The 20223-nt window shown below is 71.8% G+C and carries 21 protein-coding genes; 12 read left to right on the forward strand and 9 right to left on the reverse strand.

What is annotated here, in order from left to right:
* Positions 1–153 precede the first annotated feature (153 nt).
* The 3 genes from ftsH (at position 154) to ACZ4XX_RS03525 (ending at position 3539) form a co-directional block, all read left to right on the forward strand.
* On the forward strand, positions 154–2172 hold the full coding sequence (gene ftsH, locus ACZ4XX_RS03515; RefSeq protein ID WP_468506321.1) for an ATP-dependent zinc metalloprotease FtsH: 2019 nt from the start codon (positions 154–156) through the stop codon (positions 2170–2172).
* A 98-nt stretch (positions 2173–2270) separates the two neighbouring features.
* Positions 2271–2876 carry a GTP cyclohydrolase I FolE gene (folE, locus tag ACZ4XX_RS03520; protein WP_468506322.1) on the forward strand — a complete coding sequence of 202 codons (606 nt, stop codon included), beginning with the start codon at positions 2271–2273 and terminating at the stop codon, positions 2874–2876.
* A gap of 132 nt (positions 2877–3008) precedes the next feature.
* Positions 3009–3539, forward strand: a complete 531-nt coding sequence (locus tag ACZ4XX_RS03525) for an SMI1/KNR4 family protein (RefSeq protein ID WP_468506323.1) — start codon at positions 3009–3011, stop codon at positions 3537–3539.
* 25 nt (positions 3540–3564) lie between these two features.
* On the opposite strand, the gene ACZ4XX_RS03530 is transcribed toward ACZ4XX_RS03525, so the two are convergent.
* The 6 genes from ACZ4XX_RS03530 to ACZ4XX_RS03555 all read right to left on the reverse strand — a co-directional run bounded on the left by ACZ4XX_RS03530 (position 3565) and on the right by ACZ4XX_RS03555 (position 8407).
* The gene (locus tag ACZ4XX_RS03530; RefSeq protein WP_468506324.1) at positions 3565–4047 is read right to left on the reverse strand and encodes a DUF3180 domain-containing protein; all 483 of its coding nucleotides are present in this window, start codon (positions 4045–4047) and stop codon (positions 3565–3567) included.
* A 62-nt stretch (positions 4048–4109) separates the two neighbouring features.
* Positions 4110–4709 (reverse strand): 2-amino-4-hydroxy-6-hydroxymethyldihydropteridine diphosphokinase, encoded by a 600-nt coding sequence (folK, locus tag ACZ4XX_RS03535; RefSeq protein ID WP_468506325.1) that lies wholly within the window; start codon positions 4707–4709, stop codon positions 4110–4112.
* Positions 4706–5065 carry a dihydroneopterin aldolase gene (gene folB / locus ACZ4XX_RS03540; protein WP_073907907.1) on the reverse strand — a complete coding sequence of 120 codons (360 nt, stop codon included), beginning with the start codon at positions 5063–5065 and terminating at the stop codon, positions 4706–4708. The genes folK and folB overlap by 4 nt, the downstream gene beginning before the upstream one ends.
* A 144-nt stretch (positions 5066–5209) precedes the next feature.
* Positions 5210–5677 carry a nuclear transport factor 2 family protein gene (locus tag ACZ4XX_RS03545; RefSeq protein ID WP_468506326.1) on the reverse strand — a complete coding sequence of 156 codons (468 nt, stop codon included), beginning with the start codon at positions 5675–5677 and terminating at the stop codon, positions 5210–5212.
* Positions 5674–6534, reverse strand: a complete 861-nt coding sequence (gene folP, locus ACZ4XX_RS03550) for a dihydropteroate synthase (protein WP_468506327.1) — start codon at positions 6532–6534, stop codon at positions 5674–5676. Before folP ends, ACZ4XX_RS03545 begins: the two co-directional genes overlap by 4 nt.
* A 28-nt stretch (positions 6535–6562) precedes the next feature.
* Positions 6563–8407: a phosphatidylglycerol lysyltransferase domain-containing protein gene (locus tag ACZ4XX_RS03555; RefSeq protein ID WP_468506328.1), complete on the reverse strand. Its 1845-nt coding sequence runs from the start codon at positions 8405–8407 to the stop codon at positions 6563–6565.
* A 165-nt stretch (positions 8408–8572) separates the two neighbouring features.
* Between ACZ4XX_RS03555 and ACZ4XX_RS03560 the strand changes: the two genes are divergently transcribed.
* Positions 8573–9685: an alpha/beta hydrolase gene (locus ACZ4XX_RS03560; RefSeq protein ID WP_468506329.1), complete on the forward strand. Its 1113-nt coding sequence runs from the start codon at positions 8573–8575 to the stop codon at positions 9683–9685.
* A 7-nt stretch (positions 9686–9692) separates the two neighbouring features.
* Here ACZ4XX_RS03560 and ACZ4XX_RS03565 read toward each other — a convergent pair whose 3' ends face one another.
* Positions 9693–10706 (reverse strand): ABC transporter ATP-binding protein, encoded by a 1014-nt coding sequence (locus ACZ4XX_RS03565; RefSeq protein ID WP_468506330.1) that lies wholly within the window; start codon positions 10704–10706, stop codon positions 9693–9695.
* 143 nt (positions 10707–10849) lie between these two features.
* Between ACZ4XX_RS03565 and ACZ4XX_RS03570 the strand changes: the two genes are divergently transcribed.
* From ACZ4XX_RS03570 to ACZ4XX_RS03590, 5 genes are all read left to right on the forward strand, one after another.
* Entirely contained in the window at positions 10850–11536 is a 687-nt protein-coding gene (locus ACZ4XX_RS03570; protein ID WP_468506331.1) for an ABC transporter permease, read from the forward strand.
* Position 11537: 1 nt separating this feature from the next.
* Positions 11538–12311 carry an ABC transporter permease gene (locus ACZ4XX_RS03575; protein ID WP_468506332.1) on the forward strand — a complete coding sequence of 258 codons (774 nt, stop codon included), beginning with the start codon at positions 11538–11540 and terminating at the stop codon, positions 12309–12311.
* Between the two features lie 6 nt (positions 12312–12317).
* Entirely contained in the window at positions 12318–13322 is a 1005-nt protein-coding gene (locus ACZ4XX_RS03580; RefSeq protein ID WP_468506333.1) for an ABC transporter substrate-binding protein, read from the forward strand.
* Positions 13323–13452: 130 nt separating this feature from the next.
* Positions 13453–14529: a hypothetical protein gene (locus ACZ4XX_RS03585; protein ID WP_468506334.1), complete on the forward strand. Its 1077-nt coding sequence runs from the start codon at positions 13453–13455 to the stop codon at positions 14527–14529.
* Positions 14526–15014: a GNAT family N-acetyltransferase gene (locus tag ACZ4XX_RS03590; RefSeq protein WP_468506335.1), complete on the forward strand. Its 489-nt coding sequence runs from the start codon at positions 14526–14528 to the stop codon at positions 15012–15014. The genes ACZ4XX_RS03585 and ACZ4XX_RS03590 overlap by 4 nt, the downstream gene beginning before the upstream one ends.
* A 90-nt stretch (positions 15015–15104) precedes the next feature.
* Here the strand turns inward: ACZ4XX_RS03590 and ACZ4XX_RS03595 are convergent, their stop codons facing one another.
* Together ACZ4XX_RS03595 and ACZ4XX_RS03600 are read right to left on the reverse strand one after the other, a co-directional pair.
* A complete protein-coding gene (locus tag ACZ4XX_RS03595) occupies positions 15105–16247 on the reverse strand; it encodes an NADH-quinone oxidoreductase subunit D (RefSeq protein WP_209495425.1) in 1143 nt (380 codons plus the stop codon).
* Between the two features lie 4 nt (positions 16248–16251).
* Complete coding sequence (locus tag ACZ4XX_RS03600) at positions 16252–17433, reverse strand: SAM-dependent methyltransferase (RefSeq protein WP_468506336.1); 1182 nt, start codon at positions 17431–17433, stop codon at positions 16252–16254.
* Between the two features lie 97 nt (positions 17434–17530).
* Between ACZ4XX_RS03600 and ACZ4XX_RS03605 the strand changes: the two genes are divergently transcribed.
* From ACZ4XX_RS03605 to ACZ4XX_RS03615, 3 genes are read left to right on the forward strand one after another with little or no spacing between them, the layout of a single operon-like run.
* Positions 17531–18739, forward strand: coding sequence for a sensor histidine kinase (locus ACZ4XX_RS03605; protein WP_468506337.1), 1209 nt, complete (start codon positions 17531–17533; stop codon positions 18737–18739).
* A 17-nt stretch (positions 18740–18756) separates the two neighbouring features.
* Positions 18757–19434, forward strand: coding sequence for a response regulator transcription factor (locus tag ACZ4XX_RS03610; RefSeq protein ID WP_318210642.1), 678 nt, complete (start codon positions 18757–18759; stop codon positions 19432–19434).
* A gap of 31 nt (positions 19435–19465) precedes the next feature.
* A complete protein-coding gene (locus ACZ4XX_RS03615) occupies positions 19466–20077 on the forward strand; it encodes an AAA family ATPase (protein ID WP_468506338.1) in 612 nt (203 codons plus the stop codon).
* Positions 20078–20223: the final 146 nt, after the last annotated feature.

The raw sequence follows: 20223 nt of genomic DNA on the forward strand, positions 1-20223 counted from the left end.
AACCCGCACCGCCTTCCCCCCGTTGAACCACGGGAAGGCGGTCGCGGGCGACGATGCTGAGGTACCGTCCGAAGAACAGCTTTTTCACACAGCAGCTCTCACAGCAGCATTTTCCTACGGGCAGGAGGGACGGGGCGTTCTCGCTCCGTATGGATGGACGTGAAGCGATACTTCCGTGGGCCGGTCATGTGGATCGTGCTGGCCGTCCTCGCCGTGGTCGTGCTGATGCAGGTCGTCGGCTCGTCCGAGGGCTACAAGACGGTGGACACCGGCAAGGTCGTCCAGGCGATCGACAAGAACCAGGTCAAGCAGGCAAAGGTCACCACCGGTGACGAGCAGATCATCAAGATCGAGCTCGTCGACGGTCAGAAGATCGACAACAGCAGCAAGGTCCAGGCCAGCTACATCGGCTCCCAGGGCGTCGACGTCGCGGACAAGCTGCAGGAGAAGTTCGAGGCCGGGCAGATCGAGAAGGGCTACACCGTCTCGCCGACGAAGCAGTCGCCCTTCGTCTCGATCCTGCTCTCGCTCCTCCCCTTCGTCCTCATCGTGGTCGTCTTCCTCTTCCTGATGAACCAGATGCAGGGCGGCGGCTCCCGCGTCATGCAGTTCGGCAAGTCCAAGGCGAAGCTCATCACCAAGGACACGCCGAAGACCACCTTCGCCGACGTCGCGGGCTCGGACGAGGCCGTCGAGGAACTCCACGAGATCAAGGAGTTCCTCCAGGAGCCGGCCAAGTTCCAGGCCGTCGGCGCCAAGATCCCCAAGGGCGTCCTGCTCTACGGCCCGCCCGGAACCGGCAAGACGCTCCTCGCGCGCGCCGTCGCCGGCGAGGCCGGGGTCCCGTTCTACTCGATCTCGGGTTCCGACTTCGTCGAGATGTTCGTCGGTGTCGGTGCCTCCCGGGTCCGTGACCTCTTCGAGCAGGCCAAGGCCAACGCGCCCGCCATCGTCTTCGTCGACGAGATCGACGCCGTCGGACGCCACCGCGGCGCCGGCCTCGGCGGCGGTCACGACGAGCGCGAGCAGACGCTCAACCAGCTGCTCGTCGAGATGGACGGCTTCGACGTGAAGGGCGGCGTCATCCTGATCGCCGCCACGAACCGGCCCGACATCCTCGACCCCGCCCTCCTGCGTCCCGGACGCTTCGACCGGCAGATCGCCGTCGACCGCCCGGACATGCTGGGCCGTCTGGAGATCCTCAAGGTCCACCAGAAGGGCAAGCCGGTCGCACCGGACGTCGACCTCGGCGCCGTCGCCCGACGCACCCCCGGCTTCACCGGCGCGGACCTCTCCAACGTCCTCAACGAGGCGGCGCTCCTCACCGCTCGCGGCGACCAGAAGCTGATCGACAACGCGGCACTGGACGAGGCGATCGACCGTGTGGTCGCGGGCCCGCAGAAGCGGACCCGGATCATGTCGGACAAGGAGAAGAAGATCACCGCGTACCACGAGGGCGGCCACGCCCTCGTCGCGGCGGCCTCGCCGAACTCCGACCCCGTCCACAAGATCACCATCCTGTCCCGCGGCCGTGCCCTGGGCTACACGATGGTCCTGCCGGACGAGGACAAGTACTCGACCACCCGCAATGAGATGCTCGACCAGCTGGCGTACATGCTGGGCGGCCGTGCGGCGGAGGAACTGGTCTTCCACGACCCGACCACCGGCGCCGCCAACGACATCGAGAAGGCCACGGCCACGGCTCGCGCGATGGTCACCCAGTACGGCATGACCGAGCGTCTCGGCGCGATCAAGTTCGGTGGCGACAACACCGAGCCGTTCCTCGGCCGGGAGATGTCGCACCCGCGCGACTACTCGGAAGAGGTCGCGGCGCTGGTCGACGAAGAGGTCAAGAAGCTCATCGAGACCGCGCACAACGAGGCCTGGGAGATCCTCGTCGAGAACCGTGACGTCCTCGACAACCTGGTCCTCGCCCTTCTGGAGAAGGAGACGCTGGGCAAGGAGGAGATCGCCGAGATCTTCACCCCCATCGTCCGGCGCCCGGCCCGTCCGGCCTGGACCGGCTCCTCCCGCCGTACCCCGTCCACGCGTCCGCCGGTGCTCTCCCCCAAGGAGCTCGCCCTGACGAACACGGCGAACGGATCGGCGGCCCCCGCGGTCGACACCACGAAGGGCATCGAGATCGCCCCGGTGGACACCCCGGAGGACTGACCGCCCCACCCCGGAATGGCTGCCGCGCCCCCACAGGTTTTAGCCTGTGGGGGCGCGGCATTTCCGCGCACATCAGTCAGACGGAACGAGGCACAGAGATGACCGACCCGGTGACGCTGGACGGCGAGGGCACGATCGGCGAGTTCGACGAGAAGCGCGCCGAGGCGGCCGTACGCGAGCTCCTCATCGCGGTCGGCGAGGACCCGGACCGCGAGGGTCTGCAGAAGACGCCTGCGCGCGTTGCACGTGCGTACCGGGAGCTGCTGGCCGGAATGCGTCAGGAGCCTGAGGATGTTCTGACCACGACTTTCGATCTCGGGCACGATGAGATGGTGCTCGTGAAGGACATCGAGCTCGTTTCCTTCTGCGAACATCACCTGCTTCCGTTCCACGGTGTGGCCCATGTGGGCTACATCCCGGCGGACAGCGGCAAGATCACGGGCCTGTCGAAGCTGGCGCGTCTGGTCGACGTCTTCGCGCGGCGCCCGCAGGTCCAGGAGCGTCTGACGACGCAGATCGCCGATTCGCTGATGCGGATTCTCGAGGCGCGCGGCGCGATCGTCGTCATCGAGGCCGAGCACATGTGCATGTCCCTGCGAGGCATCCGCAAGCCGGGCGCCAAGACGACCACCTCGGCGGTACGCGGTCAGCTTCGTGACGCGACCACCCGTGCCGAGGCCATGTCCCTGATACTGGCCCGTTAGCAGCGAGCTGTCCGCCGCGCTCCCTACCGTCCCCGATCAGCGGAGCCGCTCGCTGATCAAGTGGGATGCGTAGGGGGTACGGCCCCCTGCCCCGGGCGCGGGGATGTCGGTGGAGGCGGCTAGCCTGCGCGGGTGATCGAGACGTTCGGCGGCGACCGCCGCTTTCCTGACGCGTTGGCCGCTGTCGCCCGGGTCGAGTTCGACTACGGCGAAGAGGGTGAGGGCGTCGACTTCGAGCCGTACAACGTCTTCGACTCGGTCGAGGAGACCACCGACTGGCTCCGGAACTGGACCGGCAACCACGCGCTCGACGGCGACGCCTACCGCGTCTTCGGGCAGGACGGGACCGGCGGTCTCGCCGCGATCTGGTGTGTGCGGCCGGGGCGGCCGCTCGACGAGCAGCCCGTGGTGTTCCTGGGGTCCGAGGGCGAACGCGGCGTGGTCGCCGGGAACCTGTCCGACCTCCTGTGGGTGCTGGCCGACGGCTTCGGGCCGATGGAGGCCGCTCTGTACGGGGAGCGGGAGGCGCGCCCGGACGCCGACCTGGCTGATCTGGCCGGGCGGTACGCGACCACGCCCCGCCGGGGCGCTCGGGAGATCATCGGCGAGGCGCAGGCCGAGTTCGCGAGCTTCTCCGAGGATCTCGACGAGCTCTGCCGCTGAGCGCGGGGCCCCTCGCCGGACGGAATCAGACCCGGGCCTTGCCCGGGCCCTCGTCCTCGTCCTCCGGGAGCTTGCAGACGCGCTCCAGGAAGAGGGCGGCCGCGATGACGGCGATGCCCGCCGCCACCGAGAGGGCCGCGTAGAGGGCCTGGTCGCGGCGTGCCGGGACGTCGAGCGAGCCGAGGAGGAAGACGCCCGTGCCGCCGTACATGCCGGCGACGAGGGCGGCCACCAGGGCGCTCGCCTGACCGAAGACCACCGCGCGGGCCGCCATCAGGGGTTCGACGCCCTTGGCGCCCGGGCGGCGCTCGCGCTGGGCCTTGAGGCGGGCCCGGATCGAGAGGGCGGTCGCGGTGAGGACGACCGCGATCACGGCGAGGACGATGGGCGCGGCGATCGGCACGCTGGGCAGGGTGCCGAACGCGTCCCAGAGCCGTGCGGCGCCCCAGGAGAGGACGCCGGCCACGAGGAACAGTCCGGCGAGCACCTTCAGCCGCAGTTGTTTCACCGGGTGTCCTTCTCCTGGTCGTCGGTCGTGGTCCGCTGTGGATCTGCCACGAAGCGTAACGACTACTCGGGCAGACGGAGTTCCAGGTCGGCGCGGCGGGCGATGCCGTCGTCGCCGAGGGCGTCGAGGAGCGCGGCGACGGTGCCGCGGCCGGGGAGCTGGGCCTCGGGGTCCACGTCGTGCCAGGGGGCGAGGACGAAGGCGCGCTGGTGGGCGCGGGGGTGCGGGAGGGTGAGGACGGGGTCCTCGGAGACCACGTCCGCGTAGGCGACGATGTCGACGTCGATGGTGCGGGCGCCCCAGCGCTCCTCGCGGACGCGGTGGAAGGCCTCCTCGACGGCGTGGGCCCGCTCCAGGAGGGAGGAGGGCGGCAGCGTCGTCTTCACGAGCGCGACGGCGTTGAAGTACGCGGGCTGGGTGTCGGGCTCGACGCCCCAGGGCTCCGTCTCGTACACGGGGGAGACGGCCTTGACCCGGAGGCCCGGGGTGTCCGCGAGGGCGTCGACGGCCCCCTGGAGGGTCTCCAGGCGGTTGCCGAGGTTGGCGCCGAGGGCCACGACGGCCCAGCGCGGGTTGGACAGCGTCGTGTCGGCTGCGTCGACGGTCGCGACGACGGAGGCCGGTACGGGCTGGACGGTGGGGTCGCTCTGCATCGGCTTCATCGTCGGCTCCGGGTGATCGTGATGGTCACGTCGTCGAACGGCACGGTGATGGGCGCGTCCGGCTTGTGGACGACGACCTCCACCTCTTGTACCCCGGTGTGGCTGAGACATTGCTGGGCGATGCGCTCGGCGAGCGTTTCGATGAGGTCGACCGGCTCGCCCTGGACGACGTCGACGACTTCTTCGGCGACGATCCCGTAGTGCACGGTCTTCGCCAGGTCGTCGTCGGCGGCCGCCGGGCGGGTGTCCAGGCCGAGGACCAGGTCCACGATGAAGGTCTGGCCCTCCTCGCGCTCCTTGGGGAAGACGCCGTGGTGGCCCCGGGCCTTGAGGCCGCGCAGCGCGACACGATCCACGCGAATCACTCCTGCTGTCGTAGTTCGGTGGCCACGCAACCGGGTGCGGACGGCCGGGTGTCCAGCATCGAATCTACCTGCGGGGACCGACAGAGCTTGCCCGTGGGGGCCTCGGACGGGTCCGCGAGGCGGGTGGTGGGGTGGTCACGGGGTGTCGCCGCCCGGCTCCTCGTCCGGTGTTTCCTCGGTGTCCGTGAGCACCGGGGAGGCGTGGTGGGACCAGATCCGCCAGCCGTCGGGTGTGTGGCGGAACACATTGGTGGCGACGACGAGCTGTCCGACGAGGGGGCCCAGTTCGGCGCCGTCCTCGGCGGGGCCGCCGCTGAGGATGTTCTCGGTGCAGGTGATCACGGCGGTCCCGCCGGCGAGCGAGATCTTGAGGTCGGTGAGGAAGAACTGGATGTACTCGGTGTTCGCCATGATCAGCGCGTACGAGCGGAGCACCTCGCCGCGGCCGGTGAGGACGGGCCAGCCGGGGTGGACGCAGGTGATGGGGGTGGCGCCGTCGTCGAGCCAGAGCGCCGAGACGCCCTCGAAGTCGCCGGTCTCCATCGCCTCGTAGAAGGCGGTGTTGGCGGCTTCGACGGCCGCCTCGTCGGCGCTGCGGCTCACGCGGCTCCCTCGACGGCGCGGGCGACCCGTACGGCGTCGGCGGTGGCCCGGACCTCGTGGACGCGGACGGCCCACGCGCCCGCGTGGGCGGCGAGGGCGGAGATGGCGGCGGTGGCGGCGTCGCGTTCGCGCGCGGGCGGCGGTGCGGCGCCCTCCCGGGTGAGGACGTGGCCGAGGAAACGCTTGCGGGAGGCGGCGACGAGGAGGGGGCGGCCGAGGGCGCGGAGCTCGGGGAGGTGGGCGACGAGGGCGAGGTCGTGGGGGGCGAGCTTGGCGAAGCCGAGGCCCGGGTCGACGACGATGCGCTCGGGGTCGATGCCGCCGTCGACGACGGCCTCCAGGCGGGTGCGGAGTTCGCCGACGACCTCGGTGACGACGTCGTCGTACACGGCGAGGCTGTTCATGTCCTGGCTGAATCCGCGCCAGTGCATGACGACGAAGGGGACTTCGGCGGCGGCGACGGCGGGGACCATGCCGGGGTCGGCGAGGCCGCCGCTGACGTCGTTGACGAGGAGGGCGCCGGCTTCTACGGCGCGGGCGGCGACGCGGGCGCGCATGGTGTCGACGGAGACGGTGACGCCTTCGGCCGCGAGGCCGCGGACGACGGGGACGACGCGGCGGAGTTCCTCCTCCTCGTCGACGCGGCTGGCGCCGGGCCGGGTGGACTCGCCGCCGACGTCGACGAGGTCGGCGCCCTCGGCGACGAGGTCGAGGCCGTGTTTGACGGCGGCCGTGGTGTCGAACCAGCGGCCGCCGTCGGAGAAGGAGTCGGGGGTCACGTTGACCACGCCCATGACCGCGCAGCGGTCCCACTCCGGCAGGCCCCGGGCCGTACCCCTGTCGATCGTCGTACTCATGTGTCCAGCGTAGGGCCCAGGAGCGGCATCAGGCGGCCCGGACCTCGCGCTCCGAGGGGGTGGGGACGATGTGGGCGCAGGGGCGCGGGGCCGGGGCGGGGCGCCTGCGGGTGAAGGGGCGGGGCAGCGCGAGGTTCACGAAGCCTTCGGCCTGCATGGCGGCGAAGCCGATGCGGGGGAGGTCGCGGCTCTTGCGGTAGACGACGAAGCGGGGTTCCCAGCGGGGCCGGAACTTGGCGTTGAACTTGTACAGCGACTCGATCTGGAACCAGCGGGAGAGGAAGACGAGGAGTCCGCGCCAGACGCGCAGGACGGGTCCGGCGCCGATCTTCTCGCCGCGGGCGAGTGCCGAGCGGAACATGGCGAAGTTGAGGGACACGCGCGCGATGCCGAGGCCGGGAGAGGCCTGGAGGGCGGCGACGATGAGGAGCTCGTTCATGCCGGGGTCGGCGGAGCGGTCGCGGCGCATGAGTTCGAGGGACATGCCGTCCGGGCCCCAGGGGACGAAGTGGATGATCGCCTTGAGGTCGCCGTAGACGGAGTCCGGGTCGTCTTCGGTGTCGGTCTTGTGGGCGGTCGCTATCACGGCGTCGCCGTCGCCGGGGGCGCCGATGCGGCCGAGGGCCATGGAGAAGCCGCGTTCGGTGTCGGTGCCGCGCCAGTCGGCGGCGGCCCGGCGGACCTGCTCGAGTTCGGCGTCGTCGAGGTCACGTACGCGGCGGACCCGGGTGGTGTAGCCGTTGCGCTCGATGCGCTTCACCATCTGGCGGACGTTGCGCATGGCCCGGCCGGAGAGGGAGAAATCCGCGACGTCGACGACCGCCTCGTCGCCGAGTTCGAGGGCGTCGAGGCCGGTCTCGCGGGTCCAGACCTGGCCGCCGGTCTCGGAGCAGCCCATGACGGCGGGGGTCCAGGAGTGGGCCTTGGCCTCGTCCATGAAGCGTTCGATGGCGCCGGGCCAGGCCTCGACGTCGCCGATGGGGTCGCCGCTGGCGAGCATGACGCCGGAGACGACGCGGTAGCAGACGGCGGCCTTTCCGCTGGGGGAGAAGACGACGCCCTTGTCGCTGCGGAGGGCGAAGTGGCCGAGGGAGTCGCGGCCGCCGTGCTGGTCGAGGAGGGCGCGCAGCCGGACCTCGTCCTCGGCGGTGAGGCGGGCGGCGGGGTGCTCGGGGCGGAAGGCGAGGTAGATGGTGGTGAGGGCGGTGAGCATGCCGAGGGCGCCGAGGGAGTAGCCGACGGTCCAGTCGACGCCGTTGCTGTAGTCGACGGGGCCTTCGACGCCGAAGAGTCCGTAGAGGACGTGTTCGAGGCGGTCGGCGAGGCTGGGGCTGCCGATGACGCGGCGCGGGTGGGCGCTGACGATGACGAGGCCGAGGGCGATGGATCCGGCGCCCATGAGGACGAAGTTGGCGAGTGCGCGCCAGCGGCTGCGGGGGTCGGGCAGGGCGGCGAACTCGCCGCGGTGGCGCAGGAGGAGTGCGAGGAGTGCGAGGGAGAGGAGGGCGCCGAGGACGGAGTGGCGCCAGACGAACTGGGCGACGGCGCCGAGGGGCAGGAGGACCACGGCGGCGCGCCAGGCGCGGCGCTTGTGCCGCTTGAGGCCGTGGGCGAGGAGCAGCAGGAGGACGCCGGCGCTGAGGGAGAGGGCGGCGGAGAGGGGCCCGAGGGTGCCGGGGAGGATCTCTGCCATGGCGTGCATCCGGCTGGCGCGGAAGCGGGGGAAGACGCCGGCGGCGATGTCGATGAGGCCGATCAGGGTGCAGGCGGTGCCGACGAGCGCGGGGACCTTCTCGGGGCGGGGGCCGCGGAGAATCCGGCGTACTCGAACCGGAACCAATCCTGATTTGTCCCCATCTACTGTCACAGACATGGCTTCCCGTGCTTCCCGTGGTCCTGCGAAGAGTCCTTGACTCCGGTCGGGCCCTGCGGCGCGTTCGGCGGGCCGTTCCGGGTGGTGCGCCTTCTAGGACGGAACCGTGCGGAGTCGGGTTCATCGGTCCACAGGAAATTCTCAGAAAGAAGGCTCGGTCGCCCCATGGGTCTCACCAGCAACAAAGTCCTCGTGGTGGCGGTCGTGGCGGCCGTGGCGCTGTTCCTCGTCACGGTCTGGCTCTGGCCGCGGCTCGCGCGTCGTGGCTGGCGGGCGGTGGTGGGGCGGATCGGACTGCTGCTGGTGACGCAGCTGGCGCTGTTCGCCGCGGTAGGCCTGGCGGCGAATCGTTCCTTCCTCTTCTACGGCTCATGGGCCGACCTGTTCGGGCAGGAACAGGACATGGGCGTGGTCGTCGACCACTCGGCCGGTTCGAAGGACCTCAAGGTGGTGGGGAAGCAGGGGCTCGACGTGCCGGCCGGCGGACGTCCCACGACCGCCGGCCAGATACAGAAGGTCGTCGTGGCGGGGGAGCGGTCCGGGATCGTCTCGCCGGCCTACGTGTACCTGCCGCCGGAGTACTTCCAGCCGAAGTACGCCAAGCGCACCTTTCCCGCCGCGGTGGTGCTGACGGGGTATCCGGGCACGGCGGAGAACCTGATCAAAGGGCTGAAGTACCCGAAGACGGCCTACCTCCAGGCGAAGGAGGGCCGGATGCAGCCGATGATCCTGGTGATGCTCCGCCCGACGGTGGCGCCGCCGCGGGACACCGAGTGCGTGGACATCCCGGGTGGTCCGCAGACGGAGACCTTCTTCGCGGAGGACCTGCCGAAGGCGGTCTCGGAGACGTACCGGGTCGGCACGAAGCCCCGTAACTGGGGCTTCATGGGGAACTCCACCGGTGGGTACTGCGCGCTGAAGATCGCCCTGCACCACCCCGACCGGTTCGCCGCAGGGGCGGGGTTCTCCGCGTACTACCGGGCGGCGGAGGACGTGACGACCGGTGACCTCTTCCACGGGGACGACAGCCTGCGCAAGCGGGGAGACCTGCTGTGGAGCCTGGACCACCGGCCGCAGGGCCAGTCGTCGTTCCTGGTGACGACGTCGAAGCAGGGCGAGGGCAACCGGCGGGCCACGCTCGACTTCATCAAGAAGGTGAAGAGCCCGGCGAAGGTCTCGTCGATCACGCTGGAGAGCGGCGGCCACAACTTCAACACGTGGAACCGCGAGATCCCGCCGGGTCTCGTCTGGATGAGCGGCAAGCTCAGCGCGACCTGAGTCCCGCTCAGGAAGCCGGCGCCGGGGCCGGTGCGGACGCCCGGCGCAGGGCGCGGTGGACGCCCTCCGGGGTGAGGACGCCGAGCGGCCGGCCGTCGTCGCCGGTGACCGTGAGCCGGCCCGTGTCGTGCTGGAGGAGCACGGCGAGGGCGTCCTTGAGCGAGGTCCCGAGCGGGACGGGGTCGGGGGCGGGGGCGCCGTCCCGGCTTCCGGGCTTGTCCGTCGCCGCGGGACCTCCCGCGGGTACGGGTTCGAGGTCGGCCTCCGTGACGGGCGTGACCGCGAGCCGCTTCAGGCCGCGGTCGCTGCCGACGAAGTCCGCGACGTACGGGGTGGCGGGGGCGCCCAGGACGGTCGCGGGCGCGTCGAACTGCTCGATGCGGCCCTGCCCGTAGACCGCCATGCGATCGCCCATGCGGACGGCCTCCTCGATGTCGTGGGTGACGAGGAGGACGGTCTTGCGAACGGTGGCCTGGAGGGCGAGGAACTCGTTCTGGAGGCGCTCGCGGACCACCGGGTCGACGGCGCCGAACGGTTCGTCCATGAGGAGGACCGGCGGGTCCGCCGCGAGGGCGCGGGCCACGCCGACGCGCTGGCGCTGGCCGCCGGAGAGCTGCGCGGGGTAGCGGGAGCCGTAGACGGCCGGGTCGAGGCCGACCAGGTCGAGGAGTTCGGCCGCACGCGCGCGTGCGGCCGCCTTCTTCCAGCCGAGGAGGGCGGGGACGGTCGCGGTGTTGTCGAGGACCGTGCGGTGGGGGAAGAGCCCGACCTGCTGGATGACGTAGCCGATCTTGCGGCGCAGGGCGACGGGGTCGACACCGGCGATGTCCTCGCCGTCGACGAGCACACGGCCGGAGGTCGGCTCGACCAGCCGGTTCACCATCATCATCGTGGTCGTCTTGCCGCAGCCGGACGGTCCGACCAGGGTGACGAGTTCGCCCTCCGCCACCTCGAAGGAGAGGTCGTCGACGGCGGTGGTGCCGTCCGGGTACCGCTTGGTCACGTGCTCGAACCGGATCATGGTTCCCCATTCTGGCCCCTGGATGCCGGGGGTGTGTGAAGGGCGTGTTGCCGCATTGTGGCGGGTCTCGGGGATTGTCGGTGGCGGGGGTTAGGGTCGTCAGACATGCGTTCGGAAGATCGGCGACCCGGGGGGAGGGACGGATGAGCGCACCGAACTGTCTGGTCACCAACGACTGGATCTGCGGTGAGTATCTGCGCACGCGCTCCCAGGAGTTGACCGACGCCACGCTCCAGCATGTGGGAATCACGGTCGTGTCCGTGCTGATCGCGCTCGCCGTCGCGGTGCCGCTCGCGCTGCTCGTGCGGGCCGAACCCCGCTTCGCGGGCCCCGTCCTCGGACTGACCACCCTGCTCTACACGGTGCCGTCGCTCGCCATGTTCTCCCTGCTGCTGCCCCTCTTCGGGCTGTCGTCGGCGCTCGTGGTCACCGGCCTCGTGCTGTACGCGCTGACGATCCTCGTGCGGAACACCCTCGCGGGACTCGCCGCCGTGCCCGCCGAGACGCGGGAGGCCGCCCGGGGCATGGGGTTCGGCGCGCTGCGTCTCCTGTGGCAGGTCGAACTGCCGCTGGCGCTCCCGGTGCTGATGGCGGGGATACGGATGGCGACGGTCTCCACGATCGCGCTGACGACGGTCGGCTCGGTCGTCGGCCGCGGCGGCCTCGGCAACCTCATCGAGGACGCGCTGCCCACCTTCTTCAAGGCGCAGATGCTCGCCGCCTCGGTGCTGTGCGTGCTTCTCGCCGTCGCCGCCGACCTGTTGCTCCTGGGACTCCAGCGGCTGCTCACGCCGTGGACCCGGATACGGACCGCGCCGGGAGGTGGGTGAGATGGGCGTGGTGACGGACGCCTGGGGCTGGCTCACCACCGGCGCGCACTGGACGGGCGAGGAGGGCGTCGGACAGCGGCTCGCCGAGCACGTGTACGTGAGCGGGGCGGCGCTGCTGATCGCCGCGGCGCTCGCGCTGCCGCTGGGCCTCTGGCTCGGCCACCTCGGCCGGGGCGGGGCCCTCGCGGTGAACGTGTCGAACGTGGGGCGGGCGGTCCCGGTCTTCGCGGTGCTCGCCCTGTTCATGGTGTCCCCCCTGCGGAACGCCGGGTACGTGCCGACCGTCGTGGCCCTCGTGCTGTTCGCGATACCCCCGCTCCTCACCAACGCCTACGTGGGCGTGCGGGAGGTGGACCCGGCCGCGGTACGCGCCGCGCGGGGCATGGGGATGACCGGCGGGCAGCTCTTCCGGCAGGTCGAACTGCCGCTGGCCCGGCCGGTGGTGATGACGGGGGTGCGCTCGGCGGCCGTGCAGGTGGTGGCCACGGCGACGGTCGCGGCGATGGTCGGCCAGGGTGGCCTGGGCCGGATCATCACGGCCGGCTTCGCCACGTACGACACCGCGCAGGTCGTCGCGGGCGCGGTCCTGGTGGCCCTGCTCGCCCTCCTGGTGGAGGGCGTCCTGGTGGGCGCGGACCGGCTGCTCTTTCCACGCTTCGAGCAGACGGATCGGGCAACGACACGAGCGGCCACGCCAGAACGACGCGAGCGACGCTTCGGGCGACGCCTCGACCGACAACTCGACCGACGACTCGATCAACTGGGCAAACGCTGAGTGGGGATGGGTGATCTCGTGAACAGGGTCTCGCGTATCGCGGGCGCGGTGCTGGGAACGGCGGCACTGGCCGTCGCGCTGGCCGCGTGCGGCGGCGACAGCCTGGAGGAGGGCAAGAAGGGCTCGGGAGGCTCCGGGGACGCCGGGAACTCCGGATCCGCGGAGAAGGGCTCGCTGGTCGTCGGCGCGGCGGCCTTCACCGAGGCGAAGGTGCTCGCCGAGCTGTACGCCCAGGCGCTGCGGGACGCCGGATACTCCGTATCCATAACCACCGTGAAGAATCGTGAGCTGTACGAGCCGTCGCTGGAGAAGGGCGAGATCGACGTCGTCCCCGAATACGCGGCGACCATCGCGGAATTCCTCAACGCGAAGGTGAACGGGCCGAAGGCGCCCGAGGACAAGCCGGTCGCCTCCGGTGACGCGACGGCCACGGTCGAGGCGCTGCGGAAGCTCGCCGAACCGCGCGGCCTGAAGGTGCTCGCGGTCGGTGAGGCGGTCGATCAGAACGCGTTCGCGGTGACGAAGGAATTCGCCGAGAAGAACAAGCTGAAGACGCTTTCCGATCTCGGTGGTTCGAAGCTGAAGGTGAAGATCGCCGCCGGTGACGAATGCGCGGTGCGGCCGTTCTGCGCGCCCGGCCTGAAGAAGACGTACGGGATCGACGTGACCGGGATCGACCCCAAGGGCGTCGGTACCCCGCAGGCCAAGCAGGCGGTCAAGGACGGGGTGGACCAGCTGGTCCTGACGACCACCACGGACGCCACCGTCGACAGTTACGGCCTGGTCTTCCTCGAAGACGACAAGAAGCTGCAGAACGCCGACAACGTGCTGCCCGTGGTCAACGCCAAGGACGCCGGTTCCCCCGAGATAGCCGCCGCCCTGGACAAGATCACCAAGGTGCTGACCACAGCGGATCTCGCCGAACTCAACCGCAAGGTCGACGCCGAGCGGGCGAAGCCGGAGGACGTCGCCAAGGAGTATCTGCAGACGAAGGGGCTGCTCAAGAAGTAGGCGTCGGGTGAGGGCCGTCGGCCCGAAACGGAACCGGAACGGTGGATTTCCACTTCTGGTGACGAGAAGTGGCCAAGAGATTGCCGGGCCGACACCCCACACGGCGCCTACGCACGGTAAATTTCAGGCCATGCCACGTGGACGCCACCGCCATTCCCCGCCTCTGCACAAGCTGCTGCCGCCCTCCGCGGTCGCCGGCGCCGCGGTCGTGTGTGCCGCGGCCGCCTGGCTGCCCGGTGACCTGATCGTCGTACGGCTGCTCGCGGCCGCCGCGGCCGCCGCCGCCGTCACCGGTGCCGTCCTCATGCGCAGTTGGGACCGGAGCGCGGGACTGCGGGTCGCCGAGCTCGACCGGGCCCGCACCGCCGACCAGTGGAAGGCGGAGGAGCGGGTCGCCGAGCTGGAGTCCGACCTCGAGGAGGCCCGTGCGCTCCGCTCCCGGCTCGACGCGAAACTCCGCGCCAAGCGGGTGGAGCTGGCCGGGCTCCGCGGCGAGCACGCCGATCTGCTCCGCCGGTACGCCACGGCCGAGACCGAGCGGGCCAGCGCGCTGGAAGGCGCCCGCGTCCTGGCACTGGAGTCGGCGGCCGGCAAGGACGGCGACGCCAAGGCGCTGACCGCCGGAAGCTCCACGCCCACCCCCGAGGCCTACCGCCGCCCGGCCCAGGCACTGCGTGACCTCCCGCGCAACGCGGCAGCCCAGCAGGCCCGCCGCACCGCCGAGGCCGCCCGCGCGCGCGACCTCGCGGAGCGGGCCCGTGAGACGGAGGAGCCGCAGGGGAAGCACGCGGCGGCCGACGGAACCGAGCACAGCCGACCGGCCGCCCTCGCGCTCCCGTCCGCGTCCACGAAGGTCCCGGCGGTGCCGACGGCGTCCGCGATCGTCCCGTACGCGGCCCGCAGGCCCGTCCCGCGGCCCGAGGGCGGCTTCGACTTCTTCGGCATGCAGAAGGCGGCGGCCGCGATCGAGGCGGTGCAGCACACGGACCTGGCCGACGTGGTGGGCGAAGAGGTCCTCGAGGAGGCCTTGGCGGCGCAGACGGCGCTCGGTGCCCCGCTCCTCACTCCGATCGGCCCCACGGGGACGCCGGGGAACCCGCTGACGCCGGGGCAGGCGCAGGCGGTCGGCCACGTCATCGACCTGACCGCGCACGACGAGACCGAGCAGCTCGACGTGGCCGAACTGCGCGGAGCGGTGAACTCGTGACGTACCGCCTCACCGACCTCCCGGCCGGTGAGGCGGCCGGGCACCGCGACGAACTGCTCGCCCTGAGCGCCCAGGCCTTCTGCGGCGCTCCCTGGCACGAGCCGCCGCTCGGCGCCGTGCGCACCGTGGACCGGCTGCTCGACTCGGCCGCGCGGAGGGACGACTTCACCGCGGTGGTCGCGCTCGACGCCGAAGGCGCCCTGCTCGGATTCGCGGCCGGGTGGACGGACACCGTACTGACCGGCGCTGAGACCGCCTTCGAACTCGCCGAACTCGTCGTCGCCCCCGGTCACCAGGGGCGCGGCATCGGCCGCGGCCTCCACGACGCCCTGCTCGCGGCCGGGACGCCCGGGCCGGCCCTCCTCATGACCCTCGACGTACCGGAACTCACGGACCGGTACGTGCGCTGGGGCTGGACGGTGGTCGACCGGCGCCGCCCCGGCAAGGAGGAGCGGGAGTACGTCGTGATGCGCCGGAAGGGCTGACCAGGGCGGACACCCGGGCCGGGGACGACAGCACCGCCCCGGGGGCTCGGGGACGACAGCACCGCCCCGGGGGCTCGGAGCAGGGCCTCGCTACTTGTCGATGTCGCCGACGACGAAGAACAGCGACCCCAGGATCGCCACCATGTCAGCGACCAGCGTCCCCGGCAGCAGTTCCACCAGGGCCTGGATGTTGTTGAACGACGCCGAGCGCAGCTTCAGCCGGTAGGGGGTCTTCTCTCCCTTGGACACCAGGTAGTAGCCGTTGACGCCGAGCGGATTCTCGGTCCACGCGTACGTGTGGCCCTCCGGCGCCTTGAGCACCTTCGGCAGCCGCTGGTTGATCGGCCCCTGCGGCAGCTCCGCCATCCGGTCCAGGCACGCGTCCGCGAGGTCCAGGGAGTTGTGCGTCTGCTCCAGCAGGCACTCGAACCGGGCCAGGCAGTCGCCCTCCTCGCGCACCGCGACCCGCAGGGTGTCCTGGAGCTCGCCGTAGGCCAGGTACGGCTCGTCGCGGCGCAGGTCGAAGTCGACGCCCGAGGCACGGGCGATGGGCCCCGACACCCCGTACGCGTGGACCGCCGCCGGGGACAGCACGCCGACCCCCCGCGTACGGCCCCGGAAGATCTCGTTGCCGAGGACGAGCCGGTCGTACACGTCCATCCGCGAGCGGACGTCGGCGACCGCCTGGCGGGCCCGGCCCAGCCAGCCGGCGGGCAGGTCCTCCTTGAGGCCCCCGACCCGGTTGAACATGTAGTGCATCCGGCCGCCGGAGACCTCCTCCATCACGGCCTGGAGCTCCTCCCGCTCCCGGAAGGCGTGGAAGACGGGGGTGATGCCGCCCAGTTCGAGGGGGTACGAGCCGAGGAACATCAAATGATTGAGGACCCGGTTCAGCTCGGCGAGGAGCGTACGGGTCCACACCGCGCGCTCCGGGACCTCCATGCCCAGCATCCGCTCGACGGCCATGACCACGCCGAGTTCGTTCGAGAAGGCGGAGAGCCAGTCGTGCCGGTTGGCCAGCATGATGATCTGCCGGTAGTCCCGCGCCTCGAAGAGCTTCTCGGCGCCGCGGTGCATATAGCCGATCACCGGCTCGGCCTGCCGCACGACCTCGCCGTCGAGCACGAGCCGGAGCCGGAGCACACCGTGGGTCGAGGGATGCTGCGGCCCGATGTTCAGCACCATGTCGGTGCTCTCCGCCGCGCCGCCGATGCCGACCGTCGTCTCCGTCATGCGGTCAGTATCCCCCCTGCCCCGGAGGCCTCGTAGCCCCGCCCGGGACCCGCCGGGTCAGCCAGAGGAAGTCGCCGAGACCGCCGCGGGCGGTGAGCTCGGCGGCCTCCCCGGCGGAGGAGAGCGCGCGGAGGTACGCGACGGGGTCGGTCGAGGCGAGCGAGAGCGGCGGTCGCCCGCCGGACACCCCGAGGCGGCCCAGCGCCTCCCGTTGTGTGAGCAGCTCGGCCATGCGCGGCCCGCCCTCGCCACCATCGCAGCCGCTGCCACCGGCGTCTCTGTGACCGCTGTCGCCGTCGCCGCTGCCGTCGTCGACCGCCGCCGCGCACGCGTCCAGCGCCACGTGCGCCGTCAGGTCGCAGCTGCCGTCCGGGACCGGCGGGACCTCGCGGCCCGCCCGGAAGCCGGTCAGCGAGCCGAAGGGCGGACGGGCGTCCCGTACGTGCGCGTAGTCCACGGCCACCGCCCGGCCCGCCGACAGGGAGGCCACCGCCGACGCCCAGGCCTCGTCGCGCGGCCGGCCGATCTCGGCCCGCGCGCCCGGCTCCCGCAGCGGCCACCAGCGGGCCAGCCACTCCGCGTCCGCGCCGGAGACGGGCCCGCCGAGCCGCTCCGTGCCGTCCGTGCGGACCTCCACGTACCGGGCCGTGCCCTCCGCGTCCGCCTCGGCGACGTCCACCGGCACGTTGTCGAGCCACTCGTTCGCGAAGACCAGCCCCCGTACGCCCCGGGGCAGCCGGTCGGTCCACTCGATCCGGGGATCGAGCCCGGCGGGCCGCTCCGCGCGTTCGACGGCGTACGCCCGGACCGTCAGGCCACCCGCCCGGCCACCCGTGATGCCGCCCATGACGCCGCCGCCCGTGGCATCACCCGTTGCGTCGTCCGCGTTGCCGGCCGCCCGCCCGCCCGGGGAGACGGCCCCGCTCCCGATCGCGGTGAGGACACCGGCGAGCAGCTCCCCCCGCCCCGCGCCCACGTCGACGAGGTCGACCTCGGACGTCCCCAGCTCCTCCGCGACCTCGGCGAGCAGCCGGGCCACCGCCGCCGCGAAGAGCGGGGAGGCGTGCACCGAGGTGCGGAAGTGCCCCGCGGGCCCCTCGGGCCGCAGATAGAAGCCCCCGGGGCCGTACAGCGCCCGTTCCGTGGCCTGTCGCCACCCCTGCCACTGACACGTCTCATCCGTCACGCGCCCCAGTCTCCACCTCGGGGAGTACGGGGCCCTCGTCAAGGATCGACCCCACGGTTGATCCCTGCACCTATCTCCCTTCCCTACTCTGGGTGACGTGCAGCGCCTTTACGACTTCATCCGCAGACACCCGACGGGCGTCGACACCTTCTGGGGCGTCGTCCTCCTCGGGTTCTCCATGCTGTGGGTGGTGTCGGCGGGCACGGATGCGGTGGAGGGCCACCCCGTCGGGTACGCCCTCGTCGCCCTGCTCTTCTCCCTCGTCGTGGCCATGAGGCGACGCGCGCCGGAGAAGATGCTGGTCCTCTCGGTCGGCCTCGGGCTCGCGCAGCTCGCCTTCGGCCTGACGCCGTTCATGGCCGACTTCGCCATGCTCGTGATCATCTACACCGTCGCCGCGCACGACGGACCCCGCTGGGCGTCCCGGCTCGCGCTGGCCGGCGGACTCTCCGCCGCGACGCTCTCGCAGCTGAGATGGCCGGTGGACGGCCCGCAGTCGGGCGCGGCCCAGGTCTTCTTCACGATCATCATGACGGTGCCGTTCGCGCTCGCCTGGGTCCTCGGCGACTCGCTCCGCACCCGCCGCGCCTACTTCGCGCAGCTGGAGGAGCGGGCCTCCCGCCTGGAGAAGGAGCGCGAGGCCCAGGCCAAGGTCGCGGTCGCCGCCGAGCGGGCCCGGATCGCCCGCGAGCTGCACGACGTCGTCGCGCACAACGTGTCGGTGATGGTCGTGCAGGCCGACGGCGCCGCGTACGTCATGGACACCTCCCCGGAGACCGCCAAGCAGGCCCTCGACACCATCTCCACCACCGGCCGGCAGGCGCTCGCCGAGATGCGCAGGCTGCTCGGCATCCTGCGGACAGGCGAGCACCAGGAGGCCGGGGAGTACGTGCCGCAGCCCGACGTGAAGCAGATCGAGGACCTGGTCGAGCAGGTGCGGGGCGCCGGTCTGACCGTGGACTTCGCGATCGAGGGGAGCCCCCGCCCGCTGCCCAGCGGCGTCGAGCTCACCGCGTACCGGATCGTGCAGGAGGCCCTCACCAACTCGCGCAAGCACGGCGGTCCTGACGTCGGGGCCAGCGTCCGGCTGGTGTACTTCGACGACGGCCTCGGACTGCTCGTCGAGGACGACGGCCGGGGAGCGCCGCAGGAGATGTACGAGGACGGGGGTGCCGACGGCCGGGGTCACGGTCTGATCGGCATGCGGGAGCGGGTCGGCATGGTCGGCGGCACGCTGGACGCGGGCCCGCGTCCCGGCGGAGGCTTCCGGATCAGCGCCCTGCTCCCTCTCAAACCCGCTCACTGACGACCCGAAGGAATCTGATGTCCATCCGCGTGATGCTTGTCGACGACCAGGTGCTGCTGCGCACCGGTTTCCGCATGGTGCTCGCCGCCCAGCCGGACATGGAGGTCGTGGCGGAGGCGGGCGACGGGGTCGAGGCGCTGGAGGTGCTGCGCTCGACGGCGGTCGACGTGGTGCTGATGGACGTGCGCATGCCCAAGCTCGACGGGGTGGAGACGACCCGGCGGATCTGCTCCCAGCCGGACGCGCCGAAGGTGCTGATCCTGACCACCTTCGACCTCGACGAGTACGCGTTCTCGGGGCTGAAGGCGGGTGCGAGCGGCTTCATGCTGAAGGACGTGCCGCCTGCGGAGCTGCTCGGCGCGATCCGCTCGGTGCACAGCGGGGACGCGGTGGTCGCGCCCTCGACCACCCGGCGGCTCCTCGACCGCTTCTCGCCGATGCTGCCGTCGTCGGGCAGGGAGCCCGAGCACAAGGAGCTGGGGCGGCTCACCGACCGGGAGCGCGAGGTGATGATGCTGGTCGCGCAGGGCCTGTCGAACGGCGAGATCGCCGCCCGGCTCGTTCTCTCCGAGGCGACGGTGAAGACCCATGTGGGTCGCATCCTGACCAAGCTGGGCCTGCGTGACCGGGTCCAGGTCGTCGTCCTCGCGTACGAGACGGGCCTGGTCCGGGCGGGCGGCGGCGCGGCGGGCTGAGCGCGGCGGGCCGAGCGGGGAGGGTGCCTCGATGCTCCTGTGGATCAACGGTCCCTTCGGCGGGGGCAAGACGCAGACCGCGTACGAGCTCCGGCGCAGGCTGCCGGGCGGCGTGGTGTGCGACCCGGAGCACATCGGCTTCGGGCTGCACCGGACGCTGCCGCCCGCGCTCAGAGGCGACTTCCAGGACCTGCGGGCCTGGCGGCAGGGCGTGCACGAGGTGCTGGACCTGGCGCTCCGGCGGTACGGGCGAGGGCCCGTGATCGTCCCGATGACGCTCACCGACCCGGCGTACTTCGCCGAGATCGTCGGCCGGCTGCGTGCGGACCACGGCGCGGACCGGGTGGGTCACGTCGCGTTGCTCGCCGAGCGGGAGACGGTCCTGGGGCGGCTGGCCGAGCGGGGCCTCGGGCGGGGACTGAAGCGGGAGAGCTTCGCCGTGGCCAAGCTCGACGAGTGTCTGGAGCGCTTGGCGGCACCGGAGTTCGCCCACCACCTCCGTACGGACCGGCTGACGGTCCCGGAGGTGGCCGACCGGGTCGCGGAGCTGGCCGGGCTGCGGCCCGAGCCGAACACGGACGGGCCGCTGCGGCACCGGCTGCGGCGGCTCCGGGTGGGCCTCTCCCACATCCGCTTCGACTGAGACCCGGCCGTGCCGCCGTCGAACGGGGTCCGGCCCCGGTCGCCCGGCGGGGCCCGGGGGGGGGGGGGGGGGGGGGCGGGGGGGGGGGGGGGGGGGGGGGGGGGGGGGCCAGGGACCCCTGCGGAGAGGTCGCACAACCCGCTACC

The organism is Streptomyces sp. NPDC029956, from assembly GCF_055574655.1.